Source organism: Methanoculleus chikugoensis (assembly GCF_019669965.1).
GTDB lineage: Archaea > Halobacteriota > Methanomicrobia > Methanomicrobiales > Methanoculleaceae > Methanoculleus > Methanoculleus chikugoensis.
Window position 1 is genome coordinate 141,961 of sequence record NZ_AP019781.1, and the last position, 25,593, is coordinate 167,553.

29 protein-coding genes and 1 other RNA gene are annotated in these 25,593 nt (G+C 64.6%); 17 read left to right on the forward strand and 13 right to left on the reverse strand.

Annotated elements, in window-relative coordinates; genetic code table 11:
- Positions 1 to 506 precede the first annotated feature (506 nt).
- Positions 507 to 1,070: a Holliday junction resolvase-like protein gene (locus MchiMG62_RS00730; protein WP_221057459.1), complete on the forward strand. Its 564-nt coding sequence runs from the start codon at positions 507 to 509 to the stop codon at positions 1,068 to 1,070.
- Between the two features lie 116 nt (positions 1,071 to 1,186).
- On the opposite strand, the gene MchiMG62_RS00735 is transcribed toward MchiMG62_RS00730, so the two are convergent.
- On the reverse strand, positions 1,187 to 1,552 hold the full coding sequence (locus MchiMG62_RS00735; RefSeq protein WP_221057460.1) for a DUF134 domain-containing protein: 366 nt from the start codon (positions 1,550 to 1,552) through the stop codon (positions 1,187 to 1,189).
- A 426-nt stretch (positions 1,553 to 1,978) separates the two neighbouring features.
- Between MchiMG62_RS00735 and MchiMG62_RS00740 the strand changes: the two genes are divergently transcribed.
- The 7 genes from MchiMG62_RS00740 to MchiMG62_RS00770 all read left to right on the forward strand — a co-directional run bounded on the left by MchiMG62_RS00740 (position 1,979) and on the right by MchiMG62_RS00770 (position 8,073).
- The gene (locus tag MchiMG62_RS00740; protein ID WP_221057461.1) at positions 1,979 to 3,628 is read left to right on the forward strand and encodes a SulP family inorganic anion transporter; all 1,650 of its coding nucleotides are present in this window, start codon (positions 1,979 to 1,981) and stop codon (positions 3,626 to 3,628) included.
- Positions 3,629 to 3,675: 47 nt separating this feature from the next.
- Positions 3,676 to 4,701: an AI-2E family transporter gene (locus MchiMG62_RS00745; RefSeq protein WP_221057462.1), complete on the forward strand. Its 1,026-nt coding sequence runs from the start codon at positions 3,676 to 3,678 to the stop codon at positions 4,699 to 4,701.
- A gap of 70 nt (positions 4,702 to 4,771) precedes the next feature.
- The gene (locus tag MchiMG62_RS00750; protein ID WP_221057463.1) at positions 4,772 to 5,293 is read left to right on the forward strand and encodes a DUF1269 domain-containing protein; all 522 of its coding nucleotides are present in this window, start codon (positions 4,772 to 4,774) and stop codon (positions 5,291 to 5,293) included.
- 180 nt (positions 5,294 to 5,473) lie between these two features.
- Complete coding sequence (locus tag MchiMG62_RS00755; protein WP_221057464.1) at positions 5,474 to 6,031, forward strand: hypothetical protein; 558 nt, start codon at positions 5,474 to 5,476, stop codon at positions 6,029 to 6,031.
- Positions 6,032 to 6,076: 45 nt separating this feature from the next.
- Positions 6,077 to 6,691 (forward strand): DUF2238 domain-containing protein, encoded by a 615-nt coding sequence (locus MchiMG62_RS00760; protein WP_221057465.1) that lies wholly within the window; start codon positions 6,077 to 6,079, stop codon positions 6,689 to 6,691.
- Between the two features lie 42 nt (positions 6,692 to 6,733).
- A complete protein-coding gene (locus tag MchiMG62_RS00765) occupies positions 6,734 to 7,126 on the forward strand; it encodes a SpoIIAA family protein (protein WP_221057466.1) in 393 nt (130 codons plus the stop codon).
- Positions 7,127 to 7,206: 80 nt separating this feature from the next.
- On the forward strand, positions 7,207 to 8,073 hold the full coding sequence (locus MchiMG62_RS00770) for a PHP-associated domain-containing protein (RefSeq protein ID WP_221057467.1): 867 nt from the start codon (positions 7,207 to 7,209) through the stop codon (positions 8,071 to 8,073).
- A 389-nt stretch (positions 8,074 to 8,462) separates the two neighbouring features.
- On the opposite strand, the gene cls is transcribed toward MchiMG62_RS00770, so the two are convergent.
- Entirely contained in the window at positions 8,463 to 9,977 is a 1,515-nt protein-coding gene (cls, locus tag MchiMG62_RS00775; RefSeq protein WP_244987745.1) for a cardiolipin synthase, read from the reverse strand.
- Between the two features lie 45 nt (positions 9,978 to 10,022).
- On the opposite strand from cls, the gene MchiMG62_RS00780 reads away from it, so the two are divergent.
- The 4 genes from MchiMG62_RS00780 to MchiMG62_RS00795 all read left to right on the forward strand — a co-directional run bounded on the left by MchiMG62_RS00780 (position 10,023) and on the right by MchiMG62_RS00795 (position 12,765).
- A complete protein-coding gene (locus tag MchiMG62_RS00780) occupies positions 10,023 to 10,418 on the forward strand; it encodes a SpoIIAA family protein (RefSeq protein ID WP_221057468.1) in 396 nt (131 codons plus the stop codon).
- A 34-nt stretch (positions 10,419 to 10,452) separates the two neighbouring features.
- Positions 10,453 to 11,478 carry a hypothetical protein gene (locus MchiMG62_RS00785; protein WP_221057469.1) on the forward strand — a complete coding sequence of 342 codons (1,026 nt, stop codon included), beginning with the start codon at positions 10,453 to 10,455 and terminating at the stop codon, positions 11,476 to 11,478.
- A gap of 12 nt (positions 11,479 to 11,490) precedes the next feature.
- Positions 11,491 to 11,800: signal recognition particle sRNA (gene ffs, locus MchiMG62_RS00790), an RNA gene on the forward strand.
- An 11-nt stretch (positions 11,801 to 11,811) separates the two neighbouring features.
- On the forward strand, positions 11,812 to 12,765 hold the full coding sequence (locus MchiMG62_RS00795; RefSeq protein ID WP_221057470.1) for a malate dehydrogenase: 954 nt from the start codon (positions 11,812 to 11,814) through the stop codon (positions 12,763 to 12,765).
- Between the two features lie 24 nt (positions 12,766 to 12,789).
- Here the strand turns inward: MchiMG62_RS00795 and MchiMG62_RS00800 are convergent, their stop codons facing one another.
- Genes MchiMG62_RS00800 through MchiMG62_RS00810 form a run of 3 tightly spaced genes read right to left on the reverse strand, consistent with a single transcriptional unit; the run spans position 12,790 to position 13,859 of the window.
- On the reverse strand, positions 12,790 to 13,044 hold the full coding sequence (locus MchiMG62_RS00800; protein ID WP_221057471.1) for an elongation factor 1-beta: 255 nt from the start codon (positions 13,042 to 13,044) through the stop codon (positions 12,790 to 12,792).
- Between the two features lie 2 nt (positions 13,045 to 13,046).
- The gene (locus MchiMG62_RS00805; protein WP_074369191.1) at positions 13,047 to 13,211 is read right to left on the reverse strand and encodes a zinc finger domain-containing protein; all 165 of its coding nucleotides are present in this window, start codon (positions 13,209 to 13,211) and stop codon (positions 13,047 to 13,049) included.
- A 45-nt stretch (positions 13,212 to 13,256) separates the two neighbouring features.
- Positions 13,257 to 13,859, reverse strand: a complete 603-nt coding sequence (locus MchiMG62_RS00810; RefSeq protein WP_221057472.1) for an amino acid kinase family protein — start codon at positions 13,857 to 13,859, stop codon at positions 13,257 to 13,259.
- 40 nt (positions 13,860 to 13,899) lie between these two features.
- On the opposite strand from MchiMG62_RS00810, the gene MchiMG62_RS00815 reads away from it, so the two are divergent.
- Positions 13,900 to 15,576, forward strand: a complete 1,677-nt coding sequence (locus MchiMG62_RS00815; RefSeq protein WP_221057473.1) for a phospholipase D-like domain-containing protein — start codon at positions 13,900 to 13,902, stop codon at positions 15,574 to 15,576.
- Between the two features lie 4 nt (positions 15,577 to 15,580).
- Here MchiMG62_RS00815 and MchiMG62_RS00820 read toward each other — a convergent pair whose 3' ends face one another.
- Together MchiMG62_RS00820 and MchiMG62_RS00825 are read right to left on the reverse strand one after the other, a co-directional pair.
- Positions 15,581 to 15,898, reverse strand: a complete 318-nt coding sequence (locus MchiMG62_RS00820; RefSeq protein ID WP_221057474.1) for a transcriptional regulator — start codon at positions 15,896 to 15,898, stop codon at positions 15,581 to 15,583.
- Complete coding sequence (locus MchiMG62_RS00825; RefSeq protein WP_048112957.1) at positions 15,895 to 16,128, reverse strand: winged helix-turn-helix domain-containing protein; 234 nt, start codon at positions 16,126 to 16,128, stop codon at positions 15,895 to 15,897. The genes MchiMG62_RS00820 and MchiMG62_RS00825 overlap by 4 nt, the downstream gene beginning before the upstream one ends.
- A gap of 71 nt (positions 16,129 to 16,199) precedes the next feature.
- Here MchiMG62_RS00825 and MchiMG62_RS00830 point away from each other — a divergent pair, with 71 nt between their 5' ends.
- Positions 16,200 to 16,565: a hypothetical protein gene (locus MchiMG62_RS00830; RefSeq protein ID WP_221057475.1), complete on the forward strand. Its 366-nt coding sequence runs from the start codon at positions 16,200 to 16,202 to the stop codon at positions 16,563 to 16,565.
- A gap of 1 nt (position 16,566) precedes the next feature.
- Here the strand turns inward: MchiMG62_RS00830 and MchiMG62_RS00835 are convergent, their stop codons facing one another.
- Entirely contained in the window at positions 16,567 to 16,782 is a 216-nt protein-coding gene (locus tag MchiMG62_RS00835; RefSeq protein ID WP_221057476.1) for a hypothetical protein, read from the reverse strand.
- A gap of 229 nt (positions 16,783 to 17,011) precedes the next feature.
- On the opposite strand from MchiMG62_RS00835, the gene codB reads away from it, so the two are divergent.
- Positions 17,012 to 18,373, forward strand: a complete 1,362-nt coding sequence (gene codB / locus MchiMG62_RS00840) for a cytosine permease (protein ID WP_221058565.1) — start codon at positions 17,012 to 17,014, stop codon at positions 18,371 to 18,373.
- Here the strand turns inward: codB and MchiMG62_RS00845 are convergent.
- From MchiMG62_RS00845 to MchiMG62_RS00855, 3 genes are all read right to left on the reverse strand, one after another.
- Complete coding sequence (locus tag MchiMG62_RS00845; RefSeq protein ID WP_342367221.1) at positions 18,292 to 18,804, reverse strand: ferredoxin-thioredoxin reductase catalytic domain-containing protein; 513 nt, start codon at positions 18,802 to 18,804, stop codon at positions 18,292 to 18,294. The genes codB and MchiMG62_RS00845 overlap by 82 nt on opposite strands.
- The gene (locus MchiMG62_RS00850) at positions 18,797 to 19,072 is read right to left on the reverse strand and encodes a glutaredoxin family protein (protein ID WP_221057477.1); all 276 of its coding nucleotides are present in this window, start codon (positions 19,070 to 19,072) and stop codon (positions 18,797 to 18,799) included. Before MchiMG62_RS00850 ends, MchiMG62_RS00845 begins: the two co-directional genes overlap by 8 nt.
- Before the next feature lie 76 nt (positions 19,073 to 19,148).
- On the reverse strand, positions 19,149 to 20,789 hold the full coding sequence (locus tag MchiMG62_RS00855) for an MBL fold metallo-hydrolase (RefSeq protein ID WP_221057478.1): 1,641 nt from the start codon (positions 20,787 to 20,789) through the stop codon (positions 19,149 to 19,151).
- Positions 20,790 to 20,913: 124 nt separating this feature from the next.
- Here MchiMG62_RS00855 and MchiMG62_RS00860 point away from each other — a divergent pair, with 124 nt between their 5' ends.
- Entirely contained in the window at positions 20,914 to 21,456 is a 543-nt protein-coding gene (locus MchiMG62_RS00860; RefSeq protein WP_221057479.1) for a hypothetical protein, read from the forward strand.
- A gap of 23 nt (positions 21,457 to 21,479) precedes the next feature.
- Here the strand turns inward: MchiMG62_RS00860 and ftsA are convergent, their stop codons facing one another.
- Together ftsA and MchiMG62_RS00870 are read right to left on the reverse strand one after the other, a co-directional pair.
- Positions 21,480 to 22,835: a coenzyme F390 synthetase gene (gene ftsA / locus MchiMG62_RS00865; protein ID WP_221057480.1), complete on the reverse strand. Its 1,356-nt coding sequence runs from the start codon at positions 22,833 to 22,835 to the stop codon at positions 21,480 to 21,482.
- A gap of 42 nt (positions 22,836 to 22,877) precedes the next feature.
- On the reverse strand, positions 22,878 to 24,386 hold the full coding sequence (locus MchiMG62_RS00870) for an SLC13 family permease (protein WP_221057481.1): 1,509 nt from the start codon (positions 24,384 to 24,386) through the stop codon (positions 22,878 to 22,880).
- A gap of 203 nt (positions 24,387 to 24,589) precedes the next feature.
- Here MchiMG62_RS00870 and MchiMG62_RS00875 point away from each other — a divergent pair, with 203 nt between their 5' ends.
- The gene (locus MchiMG62_RS00875) at positions 24,590 to 25,591 is read left to right on the forward strand and encodes a DUF3821 domain-containing protein (RefSeq protein ID WP_221057482.1); all 1,002 of its coding nucleotides are present in this window, start codon (positions 24,590 to 24,592) and stop codon (positions 25,589 to 25,591) included.
- The last annotated feature ends 2 nt before the right edge of the window (positions 25,592 to 25,593 follow it).

Consider the following 25,593-nt stretch of genomic DNA (forward strand, 5'->3'; position numbering starts at 1 on the left):
GGGACGACGACTCCTTGCCGAACGTTTCGAAGAGAACGGTCGCCCGCACGCCGGTTAAATCCCTCATGCTCCGGTTCTAGCGGACCGTCGCACGTTCCGACAGTCGTTCCCCGCGTGGTGATAGCCGATGCGTGTCCCGAAGGGTGCGGCCGGAGCATGAGCACCGTTAGGAACGACGTTCCTATGGAACGGAGTTCGAGCACCGCCAGGTGCGACTTGCGACGCTCCGGCAGGAACGGAGCTGGAACTCCCGGTGGGAAGCCGCGTCAGAAAAATTGCGCAGAATTTCGCTTAATTCTTCTAGAGCGCACGTAAGAACGCTCAAACCATGCGGATCTTCAACCACGAGTTGTTTTAGGACGACTTCGAGTAATCCGTGAGAAAATGCGGTACGTGAAGGGCCGGCTCCGCAAGGTGGTTCCACAAATGAGCGTCCGTCCAATACATCGCAGGGAAACCCGTTAGAAAGGCCTATCTGTCGGGACGCGAGATTCTCCTGAGAGACTATGATCGAATGGGCCGTCATCCTTTTACTGTTTCTTGCGCTCTTAGTTCTATTTTATAAGTACTCCAGGATTCAGGGTCAGGTCGAGCGGAAAGCACGGGAGTTATTCGAATCCTGGCGCCGGGGGGAACGGGAGGATATCGAGACCTGGAAAGAGCAGGAACTCAGGCGGCTCTCGGATGAGAAGGCAAAGATCCTCTTTGAGAAGTGGAGACTTGACGAAGAGGGGAATATCCGCACCGATGCGGTCAGGCGCAGCCAGTCAGTGACCCGGGGGAAGGTCACGGAGTGCCTCATCCCGTACTTCCCGGACTTCCCCTACAATCCGAAGGATGCACGGTTCTTAGGAACCCCGGTCGATCTCATCGTCTTCGACGGATTGTCCGACGCCGATGAGGTGGAGAAGGTGGTGTTCGTCGAGATAAAGACGGGTAAAGCCGCCAACCTGAGTAAACGGGAGCGTGCCGTCAGGGAGTGCATCAAAGCCGGGCGGGTGCAGTATTCCACCATCCACCAGTCGTTTGACGAAGACGCTAACCGGTTGCGCGATATGGGGATGAACTAGCCGCACACGGCCGTATCGGGTTTGAACCGTCTCCATGATACGGCGGCCGCGGGTTCGAACCCCTCCGGGTCAACTCCCATTCTTTGAAAATTGTGTAAAGTGAATGCCCTTACAGATCATCTGGATGAGGGGCCGGCGTGGGCGTCCTCGTCCTCCGGGCACCCCTCCTCCCGCTCGCGGTCGCACCCGACGATCCGGATCGTCTTCCCGTGCACCAGGGCATCGGCGACCTTCGCCCGCGCCTCGTGGAGGTCGCGCCAGAGGGTCTTTCGGGAGACGCCGAGAGCGGCGGCGGCCTCTTCCTGCTCAAGCCCCTGGAGGTCGACGAGCCGCAGCGCCTCCACCTCCTCGGGGAGGACGACGACGAACTCTTCGGGCCCCCCGCAGAGCGGGCCGAAACACCGGAACGCCTCCTGGTTTCCGATCCTCCGGCGGACCCGGGGGCGCCCCCGCCCGCGGCGGCCGGGCTCTCTCTCGTTCATGCCATCGATCTCCTGGAGTAGAGATCGGTCTCCCGTGCAGATAGTGCCTTCGCTCCGGGCCGGCGGTTATGACCGGCGGTAAAACGGTGAGGGAATGTCACTCACCTGCCGCGGCCGGATGAAAAGGGCTGCCCATGGTCTAGTGGTATAACTCCGCCTTGTTAGGCGACGTCATAACCAACTAGACCACTGCGCTCGCACACCAGGATAGCCACGTCCAGGGCCCAATAGCCGTTCCGGGCCGATCTTGCCGGGCTCCTGGTCCAGCAGTCCGGCTCGCCTATCCCCACCTTACCAAGGCGACGCCATAACCAGCTAGACCACGAGCCCCGGGACGTTCACCCGCCCCTCCATCAACTATCCGGATATCCCGGATAGTTGGCCGGCAGGACAACCTATATCCCGCGGTTCGTTCCCTCCTTAAGTATGCCCGCGGGTGAGAAGGACTGGGGGAAGAGCCTCCGCGCCGACATCATCGCCGGGACGACCACCGCCCTCGTCGGCATCCCGCAGGCGATGGGGTTCGCCCTCGTCGCCGGGATCAGCCCGATCTACGGCCTCTACACCGCCGCGTTCTCGACGGCGATCGGGTCGCTCCTCACCGGCTCCACCTACCTCAAGGTGATGCTCTCAAACGTCCTCGCGGTCTCGATCTTCTCGGTCCTCGCCCCGGTCCCCGAGACCGACGTCCCGGCCACCCTCTTTGTGCTGACCATCCTCGTCGGGGCCTTCCAGCTCGGGTTCGGGCTTCTCCGGGCAGGCAGCCTGACCCGGTTCATCTCCAACGCCGTTCTCACCGGATTCGTCACGGGAGCGGCGCTCCTTATCGTCCTCGGCCAGCTCGGCAACCTCACCGGCTACGAACTCCCAAGGGACGCAATCCAGATCCTCGCCATGCTCGACCTCATCCGCCACGCAGGCGATATCCAGCCCGAGGCACTCGCCGTCGGGCTCCTCACCATCGCCCTCGTCCTCGGCTTCCGGCGGGTACCGCACCTCCGTTCCGTCGCCCTCCTCCTCCCGATCGTCATCGCAACCCTCCTCGTTCCGGCCGTATTCCCGGGCGTCGCGCTCGTCGGCGACATCAGCACCATCCCTGCCGGGCTCCCGGCCCCGGTCATCCCCGATCTCGCCCTCATTCCCGGCCTCCTCGTCCCGGCGCTCGCCCTCGCCATCATCGGGCTCGTGATGGCCGTCGGGGTCACCGAGGCGATCCCCGAGCCCGACGGCACCATCGCCGACGTGAACCGGGACTTCACCGGGCAGGGGGTGACGAACATCCTCGCGAGCTTCCTCCAGTGCGCACCGGCAAGCGGGTCGCTCTCGGCGACGGCGCTCAACGTCGCCGCAGGGGCAGAGACGCGGGCGGCAAACCTCATCTCGGGCGCCCTCGTCGGGGTGGTCGTCGTCCTCGCGGGACCGCTTGCCGAACAGATCCCGCTCCCGGCCCTCGCCGGCATCCTGATCCTCATCGGGATAGAGCTCATCTACCAGCCCCACGAGATCGTCTGCATCTGGAAGTATTCCCGTCCCGGGCGCTGGGCGATGCTCGCCACTTTCATCTCCACCCAGGTTCTCCCGCTCCAGTACAGCATCTACGTCGGCGTCCTCCTCTCGCTTGCGATCTACCTCGTCACCTCCACCCGGGAGGCCTCCGTCGTCCGCCTCGTCCCGGTCGGAGGAGGCATGTTCCGGGAAGAACCGGCGCCCGGACGGCTTGTGGACGACACCCTCACCGTGCTCTCGATCTCCGGGAGCGTCTACTTCGCAACCCTCAGGGCGATCGAGCGGTCGCTCCCGTCCCCCGAGGGAGCAGAGGGCGCCGTCGTGATCCTCGCTCTCCGGGGAAGGGTCGAGGCCGGAACCGGGCTTTTCCGGATGCTGGAGCGCTACGCCCGGCGAGTCACGGCCGGGGGGAACCGGCTCATCCTCGCCGAGGTCGATCCACGGTTCCTTGCAGGGCTTGTAGAGACCGGAGCGGCGGCGGAGATCGGCCGCGACAATATATTCTTCGCAACACCGGTCGTCTGGGAGTCGCTCATGGAGGCGATCCGGGCGGCGGAGGCCGGAGCGTGAGAACCCGCCCGGAAAACTCTTCCCTCTGGAACACCCATACCGTTCCTGTGAACATAGCCGGGAACCTCCCTCCGCCCGCCCGTATCGCGATCGTCGGGGCCGCGGTCGTCATCGTGCTCGCGGGGATACGGGAGGCGACCCCCATCCTCGGCCCGCTCCTCGTCGCCGTCTTCTTCGCCATGATCACCGCCCCCGCCATGGTGTGGCTGACCCGGCGGGGAGTGCCCCCGCTCCTCGCCGCCGCAACGGTGGTCGTGGGGCTCATCGGGATCTTCGCCGGAATGATCGCCTTCCTCGGTGCGGCCTTTACCGGGTTCATCCGAACCCTTCCGCAGTACCAGGCGAGTCTGGAGGCCCGGGCAGCCGTCCTCGCCGACTATGGCATCGATATCGGCAGGTTCACGATATGGGACTACATCGACCAGGGGTTCGTCCTCCAGCAGGCGACCGGGATTGCCCGCGAGATCGGGAGCATCGCCGTCGACGCCTTCCTCGTCTTCGTCGGGATCGGATTCCTTCTCCTGGAAGGGCCCCGCCTTGCGGCCGTTCTCGCGCGCTACCTGGGAGCGGAGAGCGCCCCCTACCGGCACCTGTCGCAGTCGGGTAAGATCCTCATCGACTACGTGGTGGTCAGGACAAAGGTGAACCTGATCACCGGCGCCGGAACCGGGCTCTTCCTCGCCGTCCTCGGGGTCGACTTCGCGGTGCTCTGGGGGTTCATCGCCTTCGTCCTGAGTTACGTCCCCTACATCGGCCTCGTCGTGGCCGCGATCCCGCCCACCCTCCTCGCGCTCATCGAGTTCGGGCCGGCGGGTGCCGTTGCCGTCATCGCCGCCGTCGCCCTCATCGACGCCGCCGCAGAGAACCTCTTCCTCCCCCGGATGGCCGGGCGGGATCTCAACCTCTCGCCGTTCGTCGTCCTCTTCTCCGTCGTCTTCTGGGGATTCATCCTCGGTGCGGTCGGGATATTCCTCGCCATACCGCTGACGATCGCGGTGAAACTCTTCCTCGAGAGCTGGAAAGAGACCCGGTGGATCGGGGAGATGATGGGCAGCGGAGAGCGGCAGGAGTAGGGGCCGGGTACCGCAGGCCTTATATACATTCCACCATATTCCGGCTGTACCTCATGCAGGGGAGGATGGTATGAGTGACCTGATAGCCATCGCCTACGACGGCGAGGAAACCGCGTTCCGTGTCAGAGACCGGCTTGTCAACCTGACAAAGGAGCACATCATCGAACTGGAGGACCTGGTGGTTGTCGTCCACCACCAGGACGGCAAGACCGAGATCAAGCAGGCTACGAACCTTGCCGGTATGGGAGCACTCTCGGGGGCTTTCTGGGGGCTGCTCATCGGTCTGATCTTCTTCGCCCCGATCTTCGGGCTTGCCATAGGCGCGATCGCCGGCGCACTCGCCGGACGCTTCTCCGACTACGGCATCGACGACAGGTTCATCAAAGAGGTCGCCGAGAGCGTCGGGCCGGGCAACTCCGCGGTCTTCGTGCTCGTCAAGAAGATGACGCCGGACAAGGTGGTCGACGCCATCAAGGAGTATGGCGGACGCGTCATCCGGACGTCGCTCTCGGAGAAGGAGGAGGCAAACCTCCGCGACGCCTTCGGCACCGGCATGCCGGCAAGGGCGGAAGTCCCGCCGCCCTCCCCATAAGCGGGAAGGCGGCAACGCCTCACTTTTTGGACGTTTGCGGCCCGGTCATCGTTGGAGTGCACCTCGGTTCGGAACGATAACCGCCACAATTCCCAGGATATCCGGAGTGCAGGCCTGATCCACTTGAGGTCAGGGGCCAGGCGGATGCAGAGGGGGTAATCGTGGTACTCGGGGTGGAAGATGCGGGAAGTCAGGGTTACCAGAACCGAGCGGGACGGAGCGGTAGAGATTGAGTTCCGGTTCAAATCGGCGGATCAACTCCTTAACCCGAACGACCCGTCCCCCCTCCCCGCCCGGGAGCTCACGGAGTTTGGTGAGGAGTACATCGCCGGTTATCTCGACGGGTGCAACCTCAAGAAGGTCGCCGCCATCACCGTCGGCCTTCCGCGGGCGTCGCTCTCCCCGGGGGAGGCCGCGCTCCTTCCGGAGACGATACGGCGGCACTTCTCGTTCCGCATAGCCGACCTCGACGACGACAGAAGGGTCTCCCGGCGGGAAGGGAAGATCAGCGTCATCCTCGCCGGCATCAACGCTTGCATCGCGATCCTGTTCCTCCTGGTCTTCGTCGGGCGTCTCGACGACCCCGCCGTGGTTCTGCTCACCGGCCTCGTCACCATCTTAAACTGGGTGACGATCTGGGATACCTACGAATACTTCGTCTACGACTACCGGCGCGAGGTGCGGAAGCGCCGGATCTACGAAAAACTCGCGGGCATCGATATCCGGGTCGAAACGTGATGATGCGGCAGAAGATGTATACGAATCGCCGTCCTATACAATTCCATGAAGAGACCAGCCGGCCTCTACCTCGCCTACCTCTTCCAGTTCCTCATCGCCGCAAACATCCTCATCGCGCTCTCGCTCGGCGAATACTCGCAGGTCTTCACCGGCGTCATCGGGCTTTTCCTGACTCTGGTTCCCGCCATCGCCACCCGCAGGTGGAGCATCACGCTCCCCTGGCAGGTCAATCTTCTCATCGCCTTCTTGCTCTACCTCCATGTCGCCGGCGAGATCCAGGGATACTACCTGCTCTACTACCCCTACTACGACAAGATCGCCCACCTCATCGCCGGGATAACCGTCTCGGTGCTCGCCTTCGCCATCGTCCTGCTGCTCGACCGGTTCAGCAGGCTCAACCTCACCCGGTGGATGATCGTCGGGTTCATCATCATCACAGCGATGGCGATGGAGGGGTTCTGGGAGATCTACGAGTGGACCTTCGACACCTTCCTCGGAACAAACCTCCAGCACGGGCTCGACGACACCATGCTCGATATGATCTTCGTCCTCATCGGGTCGGTCATCGTCGCGCTTGCCGGGAACCGTTACCTCTCCCGGTTCTCAAAAGAGGAGATCGCCGAAAGGCTCGTGATCCCGAAAGAGCCCCCGGCCGAATGACGGCCGGAACCTTTTTTTAATCCGCCCCGGAGAGGGGGCGCCATGCTCGAGGGGATGGCAACCGGTGCGGGAAACGTCGTCGGATTCCGGTTCGACGGCGAGATGGCGGCAAACGATTACACCGGGACGCTGATCCCGGCGCTTGAGGCGGCGGAGAGGAGCCACCCGGTTCTCCGGATACTCTTTCATATCGTGAACTTCCACGGCTGGAAACCGCACGGCTACTGGGAGAGGCTCAAGGACCGGCCGGGGATGGAGAAGGTCGACCGGATCGCGATCGTCGGCGGGGAAAAGTGGGAAGAGTGGATGAACTACCTGCCGGGTCTCTTCACGGGCTTTACGGGTATCGACGTGCGTTATTTCACCGAAGGCCACCTGGACACCGCTATCGGCTGGCTGCGGGAGCCGATACCGGTTGTTCCGGAGAGGATATAGGTGCCGATCACGCCTGTTTCCGGAGAACGGGCAACCCTTTTTCATCCCGGGCGACCTACCGGTGATCAGACAGACATCCCATGCTGTACTATAAAGACATCGTTTTCCTGAAACCCCTGCCTGAAGAGATCCGGCGTCTCGGGCTGCTCCCGGCGGACCTTCACTTCCATACCCGGCACTCCGACTCCCCCACCCGCGTGCGCGATGCATTGAAACTCGCGGCACGGCGGGGGATCGGGCTTGCGATCACCGACCACAACCAGGTCAGCGGCGTGGCCGAGGCGGAGCGGCAGGGGATCCGGGTCCCCCTCATCCCCGGAATCGAGGTCAGCGCCAACGACGGCCCGCACATCCTGCTCTACTTCTACTCGGTATCCGACCTCCTGGACTTCTACCGGTGCCACGTTGAGAAGAACCGGAGAAACGGCCCGTACACCGCGATACATCTCGATACCTCCGAGATCCTCGACCGCCGGGAAGGCTACGCCTGCATCGCCGCCGAGGCGCATCCCTGCGGCTACGCCTTCCTGAACCGGGGCGTCCAGCGCTGCGTCGCCAGCAGGTGCATCGGCGAAGAGATCTTCTCCCGCCTGGACGGGCTCGAAGTGATCTGCGGCGGGATGGCCCGGAGCCATAACCTGAAGGCGGCCGGGCTCGCCGTCGCCCACGGTCTCGGGCGGACCGGCGGAACCGACGGCCACCTCCTCTACGAGCTCGGGGGGGTCGTCACCTGCGCCGAGGCCGATACCGTCGAAGAGTTCCTGGACGCCATCCGGGCGAAAAAGACCGCCGTCATCGGGCGCGAGCGGCCGCTCTTCGAGAAGGCGGTGATGGGGACCGCGGTCCTCCCGCACCACCTCCCCTACACCGTCCCCATCCTCCAGGCCCGCTGGGAGCAGGACCTCCCCCGGATCAGGAAGTTTGTTGCGGGCCGGCTGAACCGGTGAGAAGGCCGGTACTTCGCGGAGGTTTTTTGAGGGCGCCGGAGCGCGAGAGGCTTCAGGCTTCGTGTGAGTTACCGGGGTACGGTGGAGAATGCCTCACGCGAAGTGCGACTGCCAAAATGGCAGGAGCATGAGAAGACCGAAAGTCTTCGAAGTGCGACGGATGGGGCATCCGGAGCATGAGCACTGCAGGTGCGAGAGCGCGAAGGCGCGAAAGACGACGGCCCTTTGGGTCGGAGTTCGAGCACCGTCAAGGTGCGCAGGAGACTGGCATCAATAATCGACCGAATTTCGCGTTCTTCGCGGCTCGAAGTCTACGGCTTCTCAAACTCCTTCCCCAGGGGGAAGTCGTTCTTCGCGTGAGAATATCATGAAGTGATAGTGATATGGCCTCACCCGAGCGGCGAGAAGAGGCGGGAGATCGACTCCTTCACCCGGATCCCCCGAGACCGTGTTCGGTAATCCTCCGGCGTGATCTCGGTCGAGACCGCGAGATCCTCCTCAAACGCCCGCACGAGTTCGGCACCGACGGCCGCGTCGTAGAAGAACGCGTTCGCCTCGAAGTTCAGCCGGAAACTCCGGACGTCCCAGTTCGCGCTCCCGACCGAACCCGCCTTACCGTCGACGACGATCGTCTTTGCGTGGAGGAACCCGTCGTCGTAAGTGTAGGCCCGCACCCCCGCATCCAGCAGGTCGCCGATGAACGAGAGCGTCGCCCAGTAGACGAACGGGTGGTCGGGCTTGCAGGGGATCATGATCCGGACGTCGACCCCGGAGAGCACCGCGAGCCGCAGGGCGTCGGTGACGCTCTCATCCGGTATGAAGTAGGGCGTCTGGATGGAGATCGACTCCCGGGCGGAGTTGATCAGTTTGAGGTACCCCTCCTTTATCGGGCTCCACCGGGTATCCGGGCCGCCGGAGACGATCTGGATGGGGGTTGTGCCGGGAGCGTCCTCCTCGGTGAAGGAGCAGGTCTCAAGGCCCGGGTACTCGCCGGTCACGTAGTGCCAGTCGAGGAAGAACCGGAGCTGGAGCATCCGGACGGCTTCTCCCGTGATCCGAACGGTGGTATCGCGCCAGCGGCCGAGCGGTCCCTTCCCGAGATACTCGTTTCCGATGTTGTACCCGCCGATGAACCCGACCTCCCCGTCGATGACGGCGATTTTGCGGTGGTTGCGGTAGTTTATCCGGTAGACCGAGGGGAAGAAGACAGCGATCTGCCCGCCCGCATCCTCCAGTTCGGAGAACGCCTTCCGCGATCCGCCCCCGGCCCGGGAGCCCATCGCATCGAAGAGGAGCCGGACCTCGACGCCCTCCCGGGCCTTCTCGGTAAGGGCGCGGACGACCGCCCGCCCGAGTTCATCGTTATTGATGACGAAGTACTCCAGGTGGATGTTATGGCGTGCCATGCGGATCGCAGCAAAGAGCGCGTCGAAGATATCCTCGCCCCGGGTGTAGACGTCGACCCGGTTCCCCTCGGTCAGGTAGGCCCGGTTGTTCCGGAGGAGGAGGAAGATTGCGTCGCGGAACTCTTCCGCCGCCGGGGTGGCGAACCGGTGATGGTTGCCGGCGAGCGCCCGATGCTGCTCCTCGAAAGTCTCCTGGAGAAAACAGCGGTCTTCGTGCTCCTTGACGACGAACATCCTCTGCCGGGTATAGTTCTGCCCGAAGAACAGGTAGAGGGCGAACCCGACAGGAGGGAGCAGGAAGAGAACGACCAGCCAGGCCGTCGTCGCCGTCGGGTTTCTCCGCTCGAAGAAGACGATCGTGACGGCAAACACGACGTTGAGCGCCAGGACGACCCCTATCAAGAGCAGCAGTTCCACTCGAGAGACCCCCAGCCGGAGCAGGGCGTTCCCGTCTATCTCCCCGCAGGGGTATATACGTGCCTGCCGGACGATCACCACCGGTCAGCCATACCTTTTTTTCTTCAGAGGGTTATAGGGGCACCCATGCTTGACCGGATGAAGGAAAGTTCAGGAAGTGTTCTCGGGTTCAGGTTCGACGGAAAGCTGAGCGAGAGCGATTACGCCACCATCCTGATCCCTGAGCTCGAACGAGCAATGGAGGAAAACCGGAACGTCAGGCTTCTTTTGAAGATCGAGGGGTTCCGCAGCTGGAGACCGGGGGAGGGCTGGGAAGCCTTCAAGCAGTGGCCCGGGTTGAAGGAGGTCGACCGGATCGCCGTCGTCGGCGGAGAGCGGTGGCGGGAATGGATGAACCGCCTGCCGGGGCTCTTTGTCGGATTTAACGGGGTCGACGTGCGTTACTTCCCGGAGAGCCGTCTCCGGGACGCATGGGGCTGGCTCCGCGAAGGGCTCGTGGTCGCGACGCCGCGGGCGGCGTGAAACGCCTATATACCGCGGGCTCCAACGCATCGATATGCATTGTCCGGTCTGCGGGCACGACTGCGTCACGGACGCCCGATCGATCTTCGCGGAACTTCCCGGGCGGTTCGCCCCGTGCCCCGACTGCATGGGGCTCGTCTACGACAAGAGGAGCCCCCCGCCCGATATCGATACGGCCGAGCCCTGCCCCTCCTGCGGGAAGCGGTTCATCGACGAGGTCTTCGCCCACATCTACCGGGTGATGGCCGCCGAAGGGGATCTCACCGGGACCGAACCCCTCGCCGCGGCCGGAACGCCGCTCGTCCATCCCGGGTTTGCCATGCGCTCGGCTCCTTACCTCCCGCCCGGATCCCTCGTCCTCCTCTCGCGGTCGGCCGGGAAGCGTGCCGCCGCCCGCCTGGTTGCCGAGGTTCCCGAGGTCCGGGGGGTCGTCAGGACGGGTGCCGGAACACCGGGGATCAGCGATACCGATGCCGAGCCCGCCGGGCATACCCTCCTTGCCGGATGCGACGTCCGTGCCGACATCTTCCCAACCCGTGCGGGGCCGATCGCCATTTACAAACAGCAGTCAGCCCTGCACGTCGAGTTCCCGCGTGAGCGCGACGAGAAGATCCTCTCGCTCGAACGCGAGATCGACCGGCACCGCCCCCGGACGTTCGTCGACGCCTGCTCGGGCGCCGGAACCCTCGGCATCGCCGCCGCCCGGGCGGGAGTTCCCCGCGTGATCGCAAACGACGCCTGGTTTGCCGCGGCCTTCTGGACCGCCTGCAACATCGCGGTGAACCGGGAGTTCCTCGGTCTCGGGGAGGTGGCGATGCACCGGTCCTACGACGACCTCCGCCGCCGGCCGGTCGCGCGGGATCCCGTCAGGGTCGCCAGCGCCGCCGGGGCGCAGGAGATCGAGGTCTACCAGGGCGACCTGCGGCTGCTTTCGGCCGTCCTCCCAGCCGGGATCGATCTTGCCGCCCTCGACCTCTTCGAGAAGAACGACGGGCGCAAGGTCGAGGAGATCACCCGAGCCTGGCATGCCCGGGTGGGCGGAGCTATTTTTATCCCATAGATTCCAGTATATACGGGGACTAGCCCGGGTGGCTCGGCGTCACTTGTTACCCGAAACCGCCGTCAGCGGGGGGCGAAGTCTGAGGAAGGCCGCAGCGGCCTGCAGGAACCTCTGCGTCCCGACGGAGAAGCCTCGTCCCATGAGGTCGGCGGAAAGGGATCAAAGTCCCGGAGGGGGCGGCGACCTTTTGCCGCGGGTACCGGTTCAGGCCCGGAAGGGAGCAGACTTACCGTGGACGTTCGGCGCCCATGGGGTTGCGGGGTGGAGGAGGGATGCTGCGGTGAATGCTTGCGCGCACGGTCGACCGAAGACGTGTCCCCAACGGCGATCTTCATGGCAAAAGTAACGATTCTTGGAGCTACAGGGAACGTCGGCGTATTTGCGGCCCACACCGTATCCGAGATCCCCTACGTCAGCGACATGCTGCTCGTCGGGAGGCCCGGGCGCGAAGATTTCCTCGCGGGCTGCTGCCGTGACCTATCCGACTCGTTTGCCGCACGCGGCACCGACGTCCGCCTCTCCTACAGCACCAGTCTTCTTGATGCGAAAGACTCGGACATCATCATCTGCACCGCAGGGGTGCCCCGCCGGCCGGGACAGGACAGGAACGACCTCGCCTTCGAGAACGCAAAGATCGTTGCCGGAACTGCCGAGACGATCGGCCGGATATCGCCCGACGCCATCCTCTTTCTCGTCACAAATCCCGTCGACGTCATGACCGCCGTCGCCCTGAAATACTCGGGGCTCCAGCCGAGACAGATCTTCGGCCTCGGAACGCATCTCGACTCGATGCGCCTGAAGTCCCTGATTGCGCGATACTTCCGCGTCCACGTCAGCGAGGTGCATACCCGTATCATCGGCGAGCACGGCGACAGCATGGTTCCGCTCTGGTCGGCGACGACGATCGGCGGCATCCGGATACGTAACCTGCCCACCTTCTCGGGACTGCCCGCGCAGGAGATGATCGAGACCGTCAGAACGAGCGGCGAGGCGATCATCAGGGACAAGGGAGCCACCGTCTACGGACCGGGAGAAGCGATTGCGACGCTTGTAAGGACGATCCTCAGGGACGAGAACCGTATTCTCACCGTCTCGAGTTACATCAAGAGCGAGATCCACGGGATCGGCGATGTCTGCATCGGGGTACCCGCCCGCATCAATCGCGACGGCGTCTTTCCGGTTCCGCTCAGCCTCGAAGAGGACGAAGTCGTCGGATTCCGCGAGTCGGTCAAGAAGATCCGCACGGTCACTGCCGACGTGATGGAACGGCTCGAAGAGGCCCGTTAACAAAAGTGGATATCGAAGTCCCACTCATACAAGAGTGGATTCGACGATCTCGGCGCTTGCGACGCCTTCTATCTTCTGGAGCGCTGCTTCGACCTTATCGGGAGCCCCGGCACTGTCGGGGACGACGACGGCGGCTTTCAACGCCACAAGGCCGAAGCCGATCGGCTCTTCCCGAATATCGTCGACCGGGACGGCCGCCCTGATCGCCGCTTTGAGCGCTTCACGGTCGACATCCGGCGACTCGGGCATGATCTTCACGATTATGGCTACGTTTCCCATGGTTATGGCCCCTGGAACCCGCACTTCGGGCACGTATACCCTATACTCTGCTCCCTGCACCGGTAGCACCGGTTGATCTCGTGCGCGCACACCGGGCATGGGAACCAGGTGGAGCCTTCTTCGGCCAGTGTGGCGTTGCAGGAGGTACATCGGTCTCTCGCTGTCATCGTTACTTCCTCGAATGTTAACCTATCATATCGCTGCCGCAGCAGTTAAAATCTCGGATCGACGAGAGTCCCGACAACCGGCTCGCCACGGAGGGCACTGCGGACACGCTCGTCGTGCCTGCCGTTGACCACCCGGGCCCGGAGATCGTGATCGAAGACGAACCGGATGAACGCGGGATCGACCTCGTCGGAGACGAGATCGGGATCCCCGACGCGGGCGATGAGCTTGCGGTGGTGATGGATGCCGTCGACCGATTTCAGGAGGAGGAGGTCGGCCGAGAGTTCGCGAGCGACCCAGGCGGCGATGGTGTCGGAGGTGACGTCCCAGGAGTGGGAGAGGGGATCGGCTTCACGGAGAGCGCAGTAGGGGAGGAGAACCGTCGCCTCCGCGGGAAGCGCGAGGGCGGAGGTTGCCGGGATGCCGTGCGAGGCGATGTACCATGCAAACTGCTCCATGCCGGCGATCGCCATCCAGTGGGCGGCGTCCTCGGAGACGTCGAGCCGCCGGACGAGGTCGGCGAACTTCCCGCCCCCGGGCACGATCAGCACCGGGCGGCCGGCCTCCCTGAAGAGGTCGAGCAGCGGGACGACCCGGTCGAAGAGGCTCCCTCCGACCTTGACGACCAGCGGGGATGCGGGCGAATTCATATCGTTTCGCTATTAAACCGGAGATGACATAATCTTACGTATGCGCCGGATCGCCGCCGCCGTCCTGCTCCTCTGCCTCCTTGCCGGCACGGCCGGCGGTATTCAGATCGTCGAGTTCTGCCCGGACCCCTACCAGCCCGGCGACCCCGACGAGTACCTGGTGCTCGAGGGGACGGGGATCCTTGACGGCTACGTCCTCTCGGACGGCGAGGGCGGCTACCGGTTCCCGCCCGGAACGCGGATCGACGGGCGACTGGTGGTCGCGAGGAGCGGGCCCGCGTTCGAGCAGTCGCACGGTTACCTCCCCGACTTTGAGATCGAGGAACGGACGCCGGCCGTGCCGGACGTGATCCCGAACGGAAACCTCCTGATGGCGAACCGGGCGGACGAACTCCTCTTCTACCACAAAACAACCCTCGTCCAGCAGATTGCCTGGCCCGGCGACGTCTGCGCCCGGGAAGGCCAGGTCCACTACCTCGATGACGGCGTCTGGGACCCGCGCCCGCTCTTTATCGGCCAGTCCCGCCTTAAGCCCCAATCGTTCGAGGGCGTTACGGTGACCGCGTTTGCCGCCCCGGACTGCTCGTACGAGGTCTTCTCGGCGGCCGTCGCGGCGGCGGAGCGCGAGATCCTCGTAAACGTCTACGAGTTCACCGACGAGAAGATGACAGAAGACCTCATCTCTGCCCGCAAACGGGGGGCTGCCGTGACCATCCTCCTCGAGGGCGGGCCGGTGGGCGGGGTCTCGCCGGAGGGGCGCGCGGTCGCCGGCGCCCTCAACCGGAGCGGCATCCCGGTTCTCTCGATGGCGACGACCGATGCCGCCCACGCGAAGTACCGCTACGACCACGCCAAGTATCTCGTCATCGACGGAAGCACCGTTCTCCTCGGGAGCGAGAACTTCAAGCCCGGCGGCTACCCGTCGGCGGGGCTGCAGGGCAACCGCGGGTGGGGCATCCTCCTCGAGGATCCGGCACTCGCAGCCTACTTCCGGGAGGTCTTCTTATTCGACTCGGCAGGCGGCGACATCGTCCCGCTTGAGGGCACGGCAGCCGAACTCTACACGCCCTGGGCGCCCGACTACACGGTCGAGTTCGCCCCCTGCCGCGCGGAAGGGGCGCGGGTGACCCCGGTCCTCTCCCCGGACACCAGCGTCCTCATCCTCGACCTGATCGAGGGCGCAGAGGAGAGCATCGCGATCGAGCAGGCCTACATCACGAACGAGACGGCCTGCGAGTTCAACCCCTACCTCGCGGCCGCTATCGACGCCTCCCGGCGGGGCGTCGCGGTGCGGGTGCTCCTCGATTCCGCCTGGTTCAACACCGAGGGCGACGCGGACAACGACGAGATGGTCGGGATCATCAACCGGATCGCCGCGGCCGAGGGGCTGCCGCTCGAGGCCCGGATCGCCGACCTCGAAGCGAACAATCTCGACAAGATCCACAACAAGGGCGTCATCGTCGACGACCGGGCGGTGCTCGTCAGCAGCATCAACTGGAACGCCAACTCACCGGCGTTCAACCGGGAAGCAGGCGTGATCGTCGAGCACCCCGATGTCGCCGCGTACTACGCCGCCGTCTTTGAAGACGACTGGGACGCTTCGGACGGGAGCGGAGCGAACGGCGCTCGGGAGCCGGATCGGATCAAAATAGCGGCGGCGGCATGCATCCTCATCGCGCTGACGGGACTCTACCTCTACCGGCGGAGGCGCGCCTGATACGTCACCGGTTGCCGGAAAACTCGGCGGAGCGGCAGACGTCGCAGATGGTAATCGTCCCCTCGCCCGAGGCGACGGCGGAGACCCACCGCTCGATGACCGATTCAAGGTTGTCGGGGAGAACTTCCCGGTTGAATCCGCGTTTCCGGCTCATGTACTGGGATATCGCGGCCCTGCTGATCCCGAGGCGCTTCGAGGCCTCGCTCTGGCTGATCCCCCGCTCGTTCACCAGGCGATAGACCATCTCGGCACGCATCTGCGGAAGCAGTCTCCGGACGAGGGTGTCGCACCGCATGATGTCGCAGGGGGAAGGCTCGGTCATTGCGCAGACACCATCTGGGAATCCTTGTACTCGTAGAGGATCTGCCGTGCATCTCTGAAGTTGAACTTCTCCACGATCATATCGTTGTCTTTGAGTCGTTTTAAAGCATACCGGACGGTGCGGGGAGCAAGGCTGCTGAGGCGGACGAGCTCCTTGTGGGTCAGGGCACCCCCGTCCTCGAGCAGGAGGAGGATCTTCCTGGAGGAAGGGGGGAGGTTCACATCATCCATAGAGGATAGTTAACGCTGTTAACATATCAAACTGACGGAAGTTATTAGCCCGGGAGTCGATAGGGATTACTATGCTGGAACGGCAGGAGAAAGCAGCACTCATCACCCTCGTATGCGTCGTCGGGATCGTGCTCGCGGCGCACCTTCTCTTCGACGCCGTCGGCCGGCCGCTGGTGGCGGAGCCGTACTCGCCGGAGGTTCCGGACGGGGCGCTGGTTCTCCTCGAGGGAAGCATCGAAGGGATCGCGAAGACTTCGACCGGCGGACACCTGATCCTCACCGTCAACGGCACCGCGGTCTTCCTGCCGGAGAACGTGGCCGCCGGGCTCGAACTGCACGAAAACGAGAACATAACGTTGTACGGGGTCGTTCAGACCTATCGCGGAAAACGGGAGGTGGTGGTGTCCTCATCCGGGGACATCCGGGTTCTGAGATGAACTACTTCTTCTTCGTGTAGAAGATATCGGCGTCGTCGGCGTCCCCGAAGAGGGGCTCTCCCCGCCGGGACTTCCCGCGGCTCTCCTCCTTCTTCGCAGTCTCCCGTTCGGGCTCCCGGCGGTCGGGGGCCGGGGCCTCGTCGGGCTTCTTCTTCCGTCCTCCCTCCACGCCGGTTCCGGTGGGGAGGTCTCCGTCGTTGATCCGCACCCTCGGCATACAGGATAATCACCCTGTCCGATATATGACTCCTCTGGATCGGCCGGCGGCTATGTGTGGTTTTTTCGGTATAACGCGCCTCATCTCCGCCTCCGGCCGGGTGAGGATACCGGGAGGGAGAGGGAAGATTGCATAAGATCGGTTTTCATCGCATGGCGCGCCGCCGCGCGGAGATTGAACGGCAAACACATCCGGAAAGAATTTTCCCTGCCGGGAGAGATACTCAACCATCGCGAGAACAGCAGTAACCGGGGGATATCGAGACGGCGAGACGCCGGATCGCAGTGAAACGGAGGACTACCCGCTCTCCGCCGTCCCGGGCAGCGTCCGACAGGGGTTCTGGCCGATCAGCCTGGTGCTGCTCGGATTCACCTTCTTCTCCGCCACGATGTGGGGCGGCGCGGAGATCGGGGTTGCGTTCCGGTTCTGGCCGGACCTTGCCCTGATCATACTCTGCGGGAGTACTATCCTCGCGGCCTACGTCACCGGTCTCGGCTACGTCGGATACAGGAGCGGCCTCTCCACCGCCCTCTCTGCCCGGTTTGCGTTCGGCGATGCGGGCAGCCGATGGTCCGACGCCCTCCTCGGGCTCACCCAGATCGGGTGGTACGCCTGGGGGACCGCGACGATCGCGATCATCCTTGTCCGCCTCCTGAACCTCGGTGCGGGGTGGGAGATACCCCTGATCTTCGTCTTCGGCCTTGGGTTCTGCCTGACGGCGTACATCGGCTGCCGGGGGCTTGCAGCGCTCTCGAAGGTCGCGGTCCCGGCGATGCTCCTCCTCATCGCGATAAGCGGTGCGGTTGCCCTCAGGAGCGCCGACGGCATCGACGGCCTCCTCATGACAGGGTCGGCGGGCACGCTCACGGTCGCCGAAGCCCTCACCATCGTCGTCGGCACCTTTGTCGCCGGCGGGACCCAGGTCGCCAACTGGACGCGGTTTGCCGGATCGGCCCGGACCGCCGTCGGCTCTACGCTCCTCGCCTTCTTCTTCGGGAACGGGCTGATGGTCGCCGCAGGGGCCGTCGGTGCCGCCGTCTACGGCCTCTCCGACATCGTCGAGGTGCTGGCGGTTCAGGGCCTTCTCTCCGCCGGCGTCCTGATGCTCTTCTTAAACATCTGGACGACCCAGGACAATACCATCTACAACTTCTCGGTCGCCGGGTGCCACTTCTTCAGGACGGAACGCCGAAGGCTGGTCACCTTCGCCGGCGCCGCTGCAGGGACGGGCCTCGCCCTGCTCGGGATGTACGACTGGCTGATCCCCTACATGGTCATGATGGGGGTCTTCATCCCCCCGCTCGGCGGGGTGATCATGGCCGACTTCTTCGTCCGCTACCGGGGACGCTACCCCGCGCTCGAGGAGGCAGCCCTCCCCCGGTTCAACCTGCCGGGGCTCGCGGCCTACGCCGCAGGCTCCCTCGCTGCGCTCGCCGTCCCCGGCATCCCCCCGGTGAACGGGATCGTCGCCGCGTTCCTCGCCTACGCCTGCCTCGCCCGGCTTCCGGCTCACATAAACCGCTCGAACCGGTCGCGGGAGACCCGGCAGATGGGGCAGGTCTCGGGCGGCTCGTTCCGGGCGCAGAGGTAGCCGCAGACCCGGCATCGCCAGACCGGGTAGTTCAGGGTTCCCGGTGCGCGGCCTGCCGCGGCGCGCTCCTCCTTCTGCCGGTTGCGCTCCGCCGGGGGCGGCCGCCGTTCCGGGACGGGGGCGGCGGCACGCTTCCCGGTCTCCACGTCGGCGGTGACGTAGAGCGCGCAGTAGCAGGCCCCGTAATCGGCGAGATCAGGGTCCCGATAGTCGCAGGGGCAGATGATGTCGAGGTCGTCCTCCCGGTCTCCCGAGGCAAGCCTGCAGGGGCAGGAGATGTAGCCGTACCGCTCCCGGTTGGCAAGCAGGCCCCTGACGAGATCACAGGTGAACTCCCGGTCGGGATTCAGGTGGTATCCGCCGCCCTCCGCCTCGGCTTCGAGATCGCGCATGAGCCGATCCACCTCCCCGTCGTTCACCGCATCAGGCACCGACCGCCTCCCGGATCTCTTCCTCCCGGAACCCCACGATCACTGTTGCGTCATCGATGACGACCGTCGGAAACGAGAGCCGTGGGTTCCAGCGTTCGACCTCCCGGACCACGCGGTCGCGCTCCTCCCCTGCGAGCAGATCCACGTAGACATACGAGAACCCGACGCCGAGGTCGGTGAGAAGTTCCTTCGTCCGGGCACACCAGCCGCAGGTGCTCAGGGCGTAGAGCATCACCCTGCCGCGGTTCTCGCCGGGGACGTGCTGCATCTCTACCAGAAAACTCCCTCCATCTCTCCCTGCTACGGGGGTCGAAGGTAAGTATCTTGCCCCGGGAGCGGGAAGGTCAGGAGGAGGGGGCGAGGATGAGGAAGAGGCCGGCACCGTCCCCGGATATCGCAAGCGATGCTCCCGAGAGCCCGAACTTCCGCCGGTAGAACCGGATTCTCCGGGGGGAGAGGGGGCTGGAGCCCCGGATCAGGAGACCGACCGCATTCCTCTCCCGCCGGAGGGCGAGCCGGATCTCCCGGGCACCGGCGGCCGCCATATCCTCGAGGACGCCGGCAACCTCGTCACAGAACCGTTCCCGGTCGACCAGTACCGGCGGGAAAGAGCCTTCAGCATCGAGAACGAGATCGATGTCCTCCAGGAGCGGGAGATAGGCAAGACGGGAGGCGAGTTCCGCCCGGTATGCCACCGGGTTGTCCGCCGCTTCGACGAACGCCTCGTCCGAGAACGGGGGTGTCGAGACCGCGGCGACGAACTCGCGGAGCACCACTGAGAGGTCGGCGGGGGAGAGGAAGCCGGTCTCCCGGTAGCCGAAGACCGTGTTCATAAAATCGGTGAGGAGACGGTCGGCGCGGCGAAGGAGCGAGGCGTCGACGATGTGGTTGAGCCGGTCGCCCGCGAAATGCGCCTCGATCCGCTGGATAACCTGGACGGCCTTGAGGACGAACTGGACCTCGAGTTTCTCCCCGGCATGAAAATCGTCGGCAAACTGCGAGAAATCGGCCAGGAACCCGTCGATCCGGTCGGTCTCCAGGAGATCCAGGTAGCGCCGGGCCTCCTCGGCTTCGCCGAGATCGTCGAGGCGGTAGGCGAGGGCGTAGAGCCGTCCCGCGATCGCCGAAAAGATCCGGTTGGCCTCCTGGAGCAGGTCGGCGGCGTGCTCCAGGGAGTCGGCAAGCCGTGCGCGATCGAATGCGCCGACGGCCGAGAGTCTCGCGGCATCGGTCTCGAGCCGGTCGAGGAGCCCCGGCATCGCCTCAACCGGGATACTCCTGCCGTGGCCCGGACAGCAGAGGGTCACGGGTTCGTGGGCGAGGATCCACCGGGCCCGTCCTACGGTCTCGAGCAGCGCCGGCTGGTCCCAGCCGGCAATCCCGGCGATCCCGGGGCTCGCGGAGAAGAGGAGGTCGCCGATGAAGAGGCAGCCGCCGAGCCGGATGCAGATGCTGTCGGGCGTGTGCCCGGGAGTGTGGTAGACCGTAAGGGTATCTCCGGAGCGGAGCAGGATCTGCTGGCGGTGAAGAATGATGCCGCCGTCCGTCTCCAGGGTCTCGCAGTCGCGGGCGGCAAGAAGCGAGAGGGCGACCGGGAGCGGCTCGATCTCCCTCCCCATCAGTTCCGCAACCGTCCGGACGGCGTCGCCGGCCTCGAGCGCCCGGGCGCCCGTCTCCTCTGCGGCGACAGAGAGATCCGGGAGAGACCGGAATCGCCGGTTCCGGACGGCCTGGAAGCAGTGGTCGATGTGGCAGTGGGTGAGGAAGAGGAGGACCGGACGCGGCGCCTCCCGGAGGAGGTCGTCCACCAGTTCGAGGATTCGCTCCATCTGGGCAGGATCCGCACCCGTATCGACGAGCAGGATCTCGCCGGGCGTCCGGATGAGGTAAGCGTTCGAGCAGGTGACATCCGGTTTCCGGAGGAAGGGGTAGATCCCGGCACCGGCGGTCCCCGGCACCGGTTGCCATTGCTGGTCTTCGAGCATATCCGTACCTGCAAGGATAACAGAGGAGTGTTGCACTGCAGGAGAGAAAAACAGGCTGGTTTCTCCGCGCCCGGATAACTTCTTATCCTGCCGTGCAGGAAGGAGAGATGAGGTGAGAAAAGGCATGAATATCAGGAGATTTGCCGGAATCGCGGCCGCGCTCGTGATTGCGGCATGGGTCTGCGGCACTGCCGCCGCACAGCAGACGGGCATCGACGAGATCGGGACGGTCACCGCCGGAGAGACGGTCACCATCGGCGGGACGACGAACCTCGCCCCCGGCAACCGCCTGCTCATCACGGTGACGCCGGTCGGCTTTGCGCCGACGAACAAGTCCGCGCCTTCCGGGGCGGGAGGGACGTCGGGAACGGCCGTCGTAAAGGAGGGGAACGATACCGCGAACACATGGTCGTTCGACGTGGACACGACCGGGTTCGAGCCCGGGGAGTACAGCGTGACCGTGGAGTGGGTCGAGGGCGACGCCACCGCAAGCACCACCTTCACCGTCGTCGAGGCGGCGCCGGTGACCCCGACTCCGACGGCAACCCCGGCCGCCACCACGCCGCCGACGACGACGGCGACCCCCACGCCGACCGCGGCAGGACCCGTTCTCCCGGCGGCGGCCCTTGCGGCAGGGCTGGTCGGCTACCTGGTGCGGCGGCGGTAGTGGGCTGCCCCCACCTTCGCACCCTACCGCCGGTCGACGATCCGCTTCGGCCGGCCGGGCGCCCGGTGGAGTTCGAGCCCGCCCGGTGGCGCGACGCTGCAGAGAATCTGGAGCGACCCGTCCTCGTATGCCCCCGAAAGAGCCGGAACCGAGCGTAAAAGGGCGGCGAGGAACGTCTCTTTGATCTCGTCCGCATCGACGCGGGCGGGATCGAAGCACTCCATGCTCACCCGGAGTATGGTCTCCCCCGCCTCGTCGCCGCCGTAGATGAACGCCTCGTACTCCCCGTTCAGGTGGGCCATGTTCTCTGGCGCAAAGACCGCCGCCTCCACGTCCACCCGGTTGAGCGCGATATCCCCGATCCGGATCGTCTCCGCCTCCCGCCGGGGGGAGGCGATCCGCATATGCGTCCGCCCGCAGTCGCACCGCTCCCGGGAGACGACCGAGCAGGTATCCTCGGTATCGTAGTTGATGAGAAGCGTCCCCGCCCTCTTGCCCGGCGCAAGGAGCGTCGTATAGACCAGCCTCCCCGTCTCGCCGTCATGGACGAACCGGTTCATCCCGGGATCGTAGAGGTCGAAGTGAACCAGATCCTCGGGGACATGGAGCCCCGCCTGGCGGGTGCACTCGCCGCACATCGTCCCCTCGGTGCTCCCGTAGGAGTTGTAGACCGGGCATCCCCAGACCTCCTCCAGGTAACGCCTCGATTCCGGGGCGAAACTCTCGCCCCCGACGACGAGGCGCTTCACGCCCGAGTCCTCGGGCGGGTGCCCTTCCGCCTCCATCCTGCGGGCGAGCCGCAGGAGCTTGAAGATGCTCCCGATCAACGCCGTCGGGCGGTACTGTTCCATCACCCTGACCGGGAAGGTGCACTTCCCCTCCGGGACGATCGCCATCCCGATATCCCGGGCGGCGAGGGTCATGGTGTTCGCACCGACGTTCATCCCGTAGGAAGCGCAGACCACCACCCGGTCGCCGGCCTCGAACCCCTGCGAGACAAAAAGCCGGGCGTACTTCTCCGCATACCGCTCCCAGTCCTCCCAGGTGAGGAAGAAACTCTTCGGGATACCGCTCGTCCCGGAGGTCTCGTTGACCGTGAAGACCGCCTCCCAGGGGACGCTCTTGAAACAGAACTCCTGCTCGTGCGGGGGCTGGTACCGCCGGATCGTCGCCCCGGAGATGATAGGGAGGTCCCGGAGGTCTTCATGATCCCGGATAGCCTCCGGGCGGATGTTATGCCGCTCGAACCACCGGCGGTAGAAAGGCGAATGCTCCTTCGCGTACCTGACGGTCAGGCGGATCCGCTCGTCGATCAGCGTATCGAGATCCGATCGCGCAAGCGTCTCCACCACCGGGTCGTGATACCGGTTGCCTGTCATCCGGCCGGGATAGACGCACGAGGTAAAATAGGTGCCGGGGGATCAGAGCGCCCAGGCCGGGAGATCCAGGGGGATCCCGATCGCCCAGAGGACAACGGTGAAGAGGAAGAACGTCCAGAGCACGACCCCGATGAAAGTAAGCCCCCAGCCGGACCGGAGGAGGTCTTTTGCAGTGATGTAACCGCTCCCGTAGGCGACGGCGTTCGGCGGCGTGGCGACCGGGAACATGAACGCCATCGATGCACAGACCGCCGCGGTCAGCATCAGGATGATCGGGCTGATCCCCACGCTGACGGCCGTAACCGCCATGATCGGCATCATGACGGCGGCAATGGCGGTGTTCGAGGAGACTTCCGTCGCAAGCGAGACACCCAGAGCCACCACAAAGACCAGGAGAACGATCGGGAGCCCGTGGATGAGGGTGAGGCCGTTGACGATCGCCGCGGCAAGCCCGCTCTGAATGAACCCGTTCGAGAGGGCGATGCCGCCGCCGAAGAGGAGCAGGATGCCCCAGGGGATCTTCACCGCCCACTCCCAGTCCATCGTGAAGATACCCTTCTTCATGTCGACCGGGAGGACGAAGAGGAGAAGCGCCCCGAAGATCGCGATGGTCGAGTCTTTGATCCCGGGAACGAGCATATCGAGACCCGGGACGATGAACCCGCCGATCTCTTTTGTCTGAGCAAATATCCAGGCAAGAGCAGTCAGGGTGAAGACGATGAGCGTCCACCGCTCCCCGATCGAGATCGAACCGAGTTTCGCAAGTTCTTCCCGGATGATCCCCTTCGCGCTCGGGAGGGTCGTCACCATCCGGCGGTAGGGGACCTGTGTGAGCCATATCCAGGCAATGAGGAGGAATACAGCGGCGAACGGAACACCGAACTTCATCCAGGTGAAGAAGTCGATGGTGGGTGCGTCAGGAAAGATCGTTGCGAGCTGGGAGATGAAGATCCCGTTCGGGGGCGTACCGATGATCGTGGCGATTCCCCCGATGCTCGCGGCATAGGGGATGGAGATGATCAGGCATCCGGCAAGTGCCCGCTGTTCTTCATCGAGGCCCTGAAGCGTCCGGTCGGTCCCCGGAAGGATCGTCAGGATGATCGCGACCGCGATCGGGATCATCATCATCGCCGTGGCGGTGTTTGAGATCCACATCGAGAGAAACGCGGTGGCGACCATGAACCCGAGCACCAGGCGTCTCGGGCTCGTACCGACGAACCGGATGATATGCAGGGCGATACGCCGGTGCAGGCCCCATCGCTGCATCGACATCGCGATGATGAACCCCCCGAGGAAGAGAAAGATCACCTCGTTGCCGTACGATTCCGCCACCTTCACCGGCGAGAGAACCCCGAGCGCAGGGAAGAGAACCAGCGGAAGCAGGGCGGTCGCTTCGAGGGGGATGACGCCCGTGACCCAGAAGAGGATCATAAGGACGGTGACTGCCGCAACGGACCTGGCCTCGGGCGCAAGGACGGTGGGATCGATAGGGATCGCCAGGATCGCAAAGAAAACAAGTAACGATGCAACGATTACGGCGACCTTACTCATCGTCAGAAATTGGTGAAGAGAATATTTAAGGGTAAGGAATCTGATTGCGCGCGATTCTGGCGGTTTACGGCCAACTCCGACCCCCCTGTCGGCTTCACGCCTACGATCGGGAGAACGCACTGCGGCCTGAACGGGGCCGGATGCAGGGGGATCGCCGCGCCGTCACACCAACCTATATCAGTAAAATCAGCACAGGGAATCTCATGGGACCAGAGTGGATCCGCAGGCGAGGCCCCGTCATCCTCCTCGCCGTCTGTCTCCTTGCCCTCTCTGCAGGGCAGGCCGGAGCCCGCGGCCCGGCGATCAACGATATCCAGCCCTACGACACCATCTTCGTCTACGAAGAGGGGCTCGACCTCTCCCAGCTCCGCGACCCGGCCACGAACAACAGCGTCACGGAACTGCGGAAGTACCAGAACGACGACCCCAACCGGGGGGCCGAAAGAAGCATCCCGGTCACTGACGACACGAACTTCGACGTGCAGGACATCTACCTGGATGAGGACTACGGGACATACTACGCCTTCAACCCCACGGACGGGGCGACGGCGCAGGTCATGATCCGCGAACCGAGGCTCTTCCTCGATGTGGTGCTCGCGAACCCCTACCACAACGAGCCCCTGGAAGGGCTGACCGTCTCCCCGAACACCCGGATAGCCTTCAGGGTATCCGCCCCCGACGTCGGGGCGTTCTACGAGGCGGGCGGCGTCTACCCGGCGACGATCGATATCGTGCTCACCACACCGGGCGGTGCGGAGACGACGAGGATCGGGGGGGTCAACCTGGCCGGGCTGAACGTCAGTTCGACCCGGTTCTACACCGACGACCCCGCGAGACCGGGCGCAGTCCGGCTCGGCGACATCGGTAGGCCGGGAACCTACTCCGTCCGGGCCGTATGGAGGACGCCTTCGGGGTTCGACGCCTACGCTCCCGACTCCAAGCCGGTGACGTTCACGGTAGCAAACCGTGTCGGAGTGGATACGACCGCAACGCCGATACCCACCGCGACCGTGACGGCCACGCCGACGGCAACTCCGACGACCGCACCCCCGACGACGGTTCCCACGACCGCACCGACAGAGGCCCCAACACCCACCGCGACGACGGAACCGGCAACCCCGACACCGACCGCAGCGCCGCTCCCGGCCGCCCTGGCCGTAGCAGCGGTCGGATTCGCCCTGGCGCTCGCCGGCAGGCGGCGGTAAAA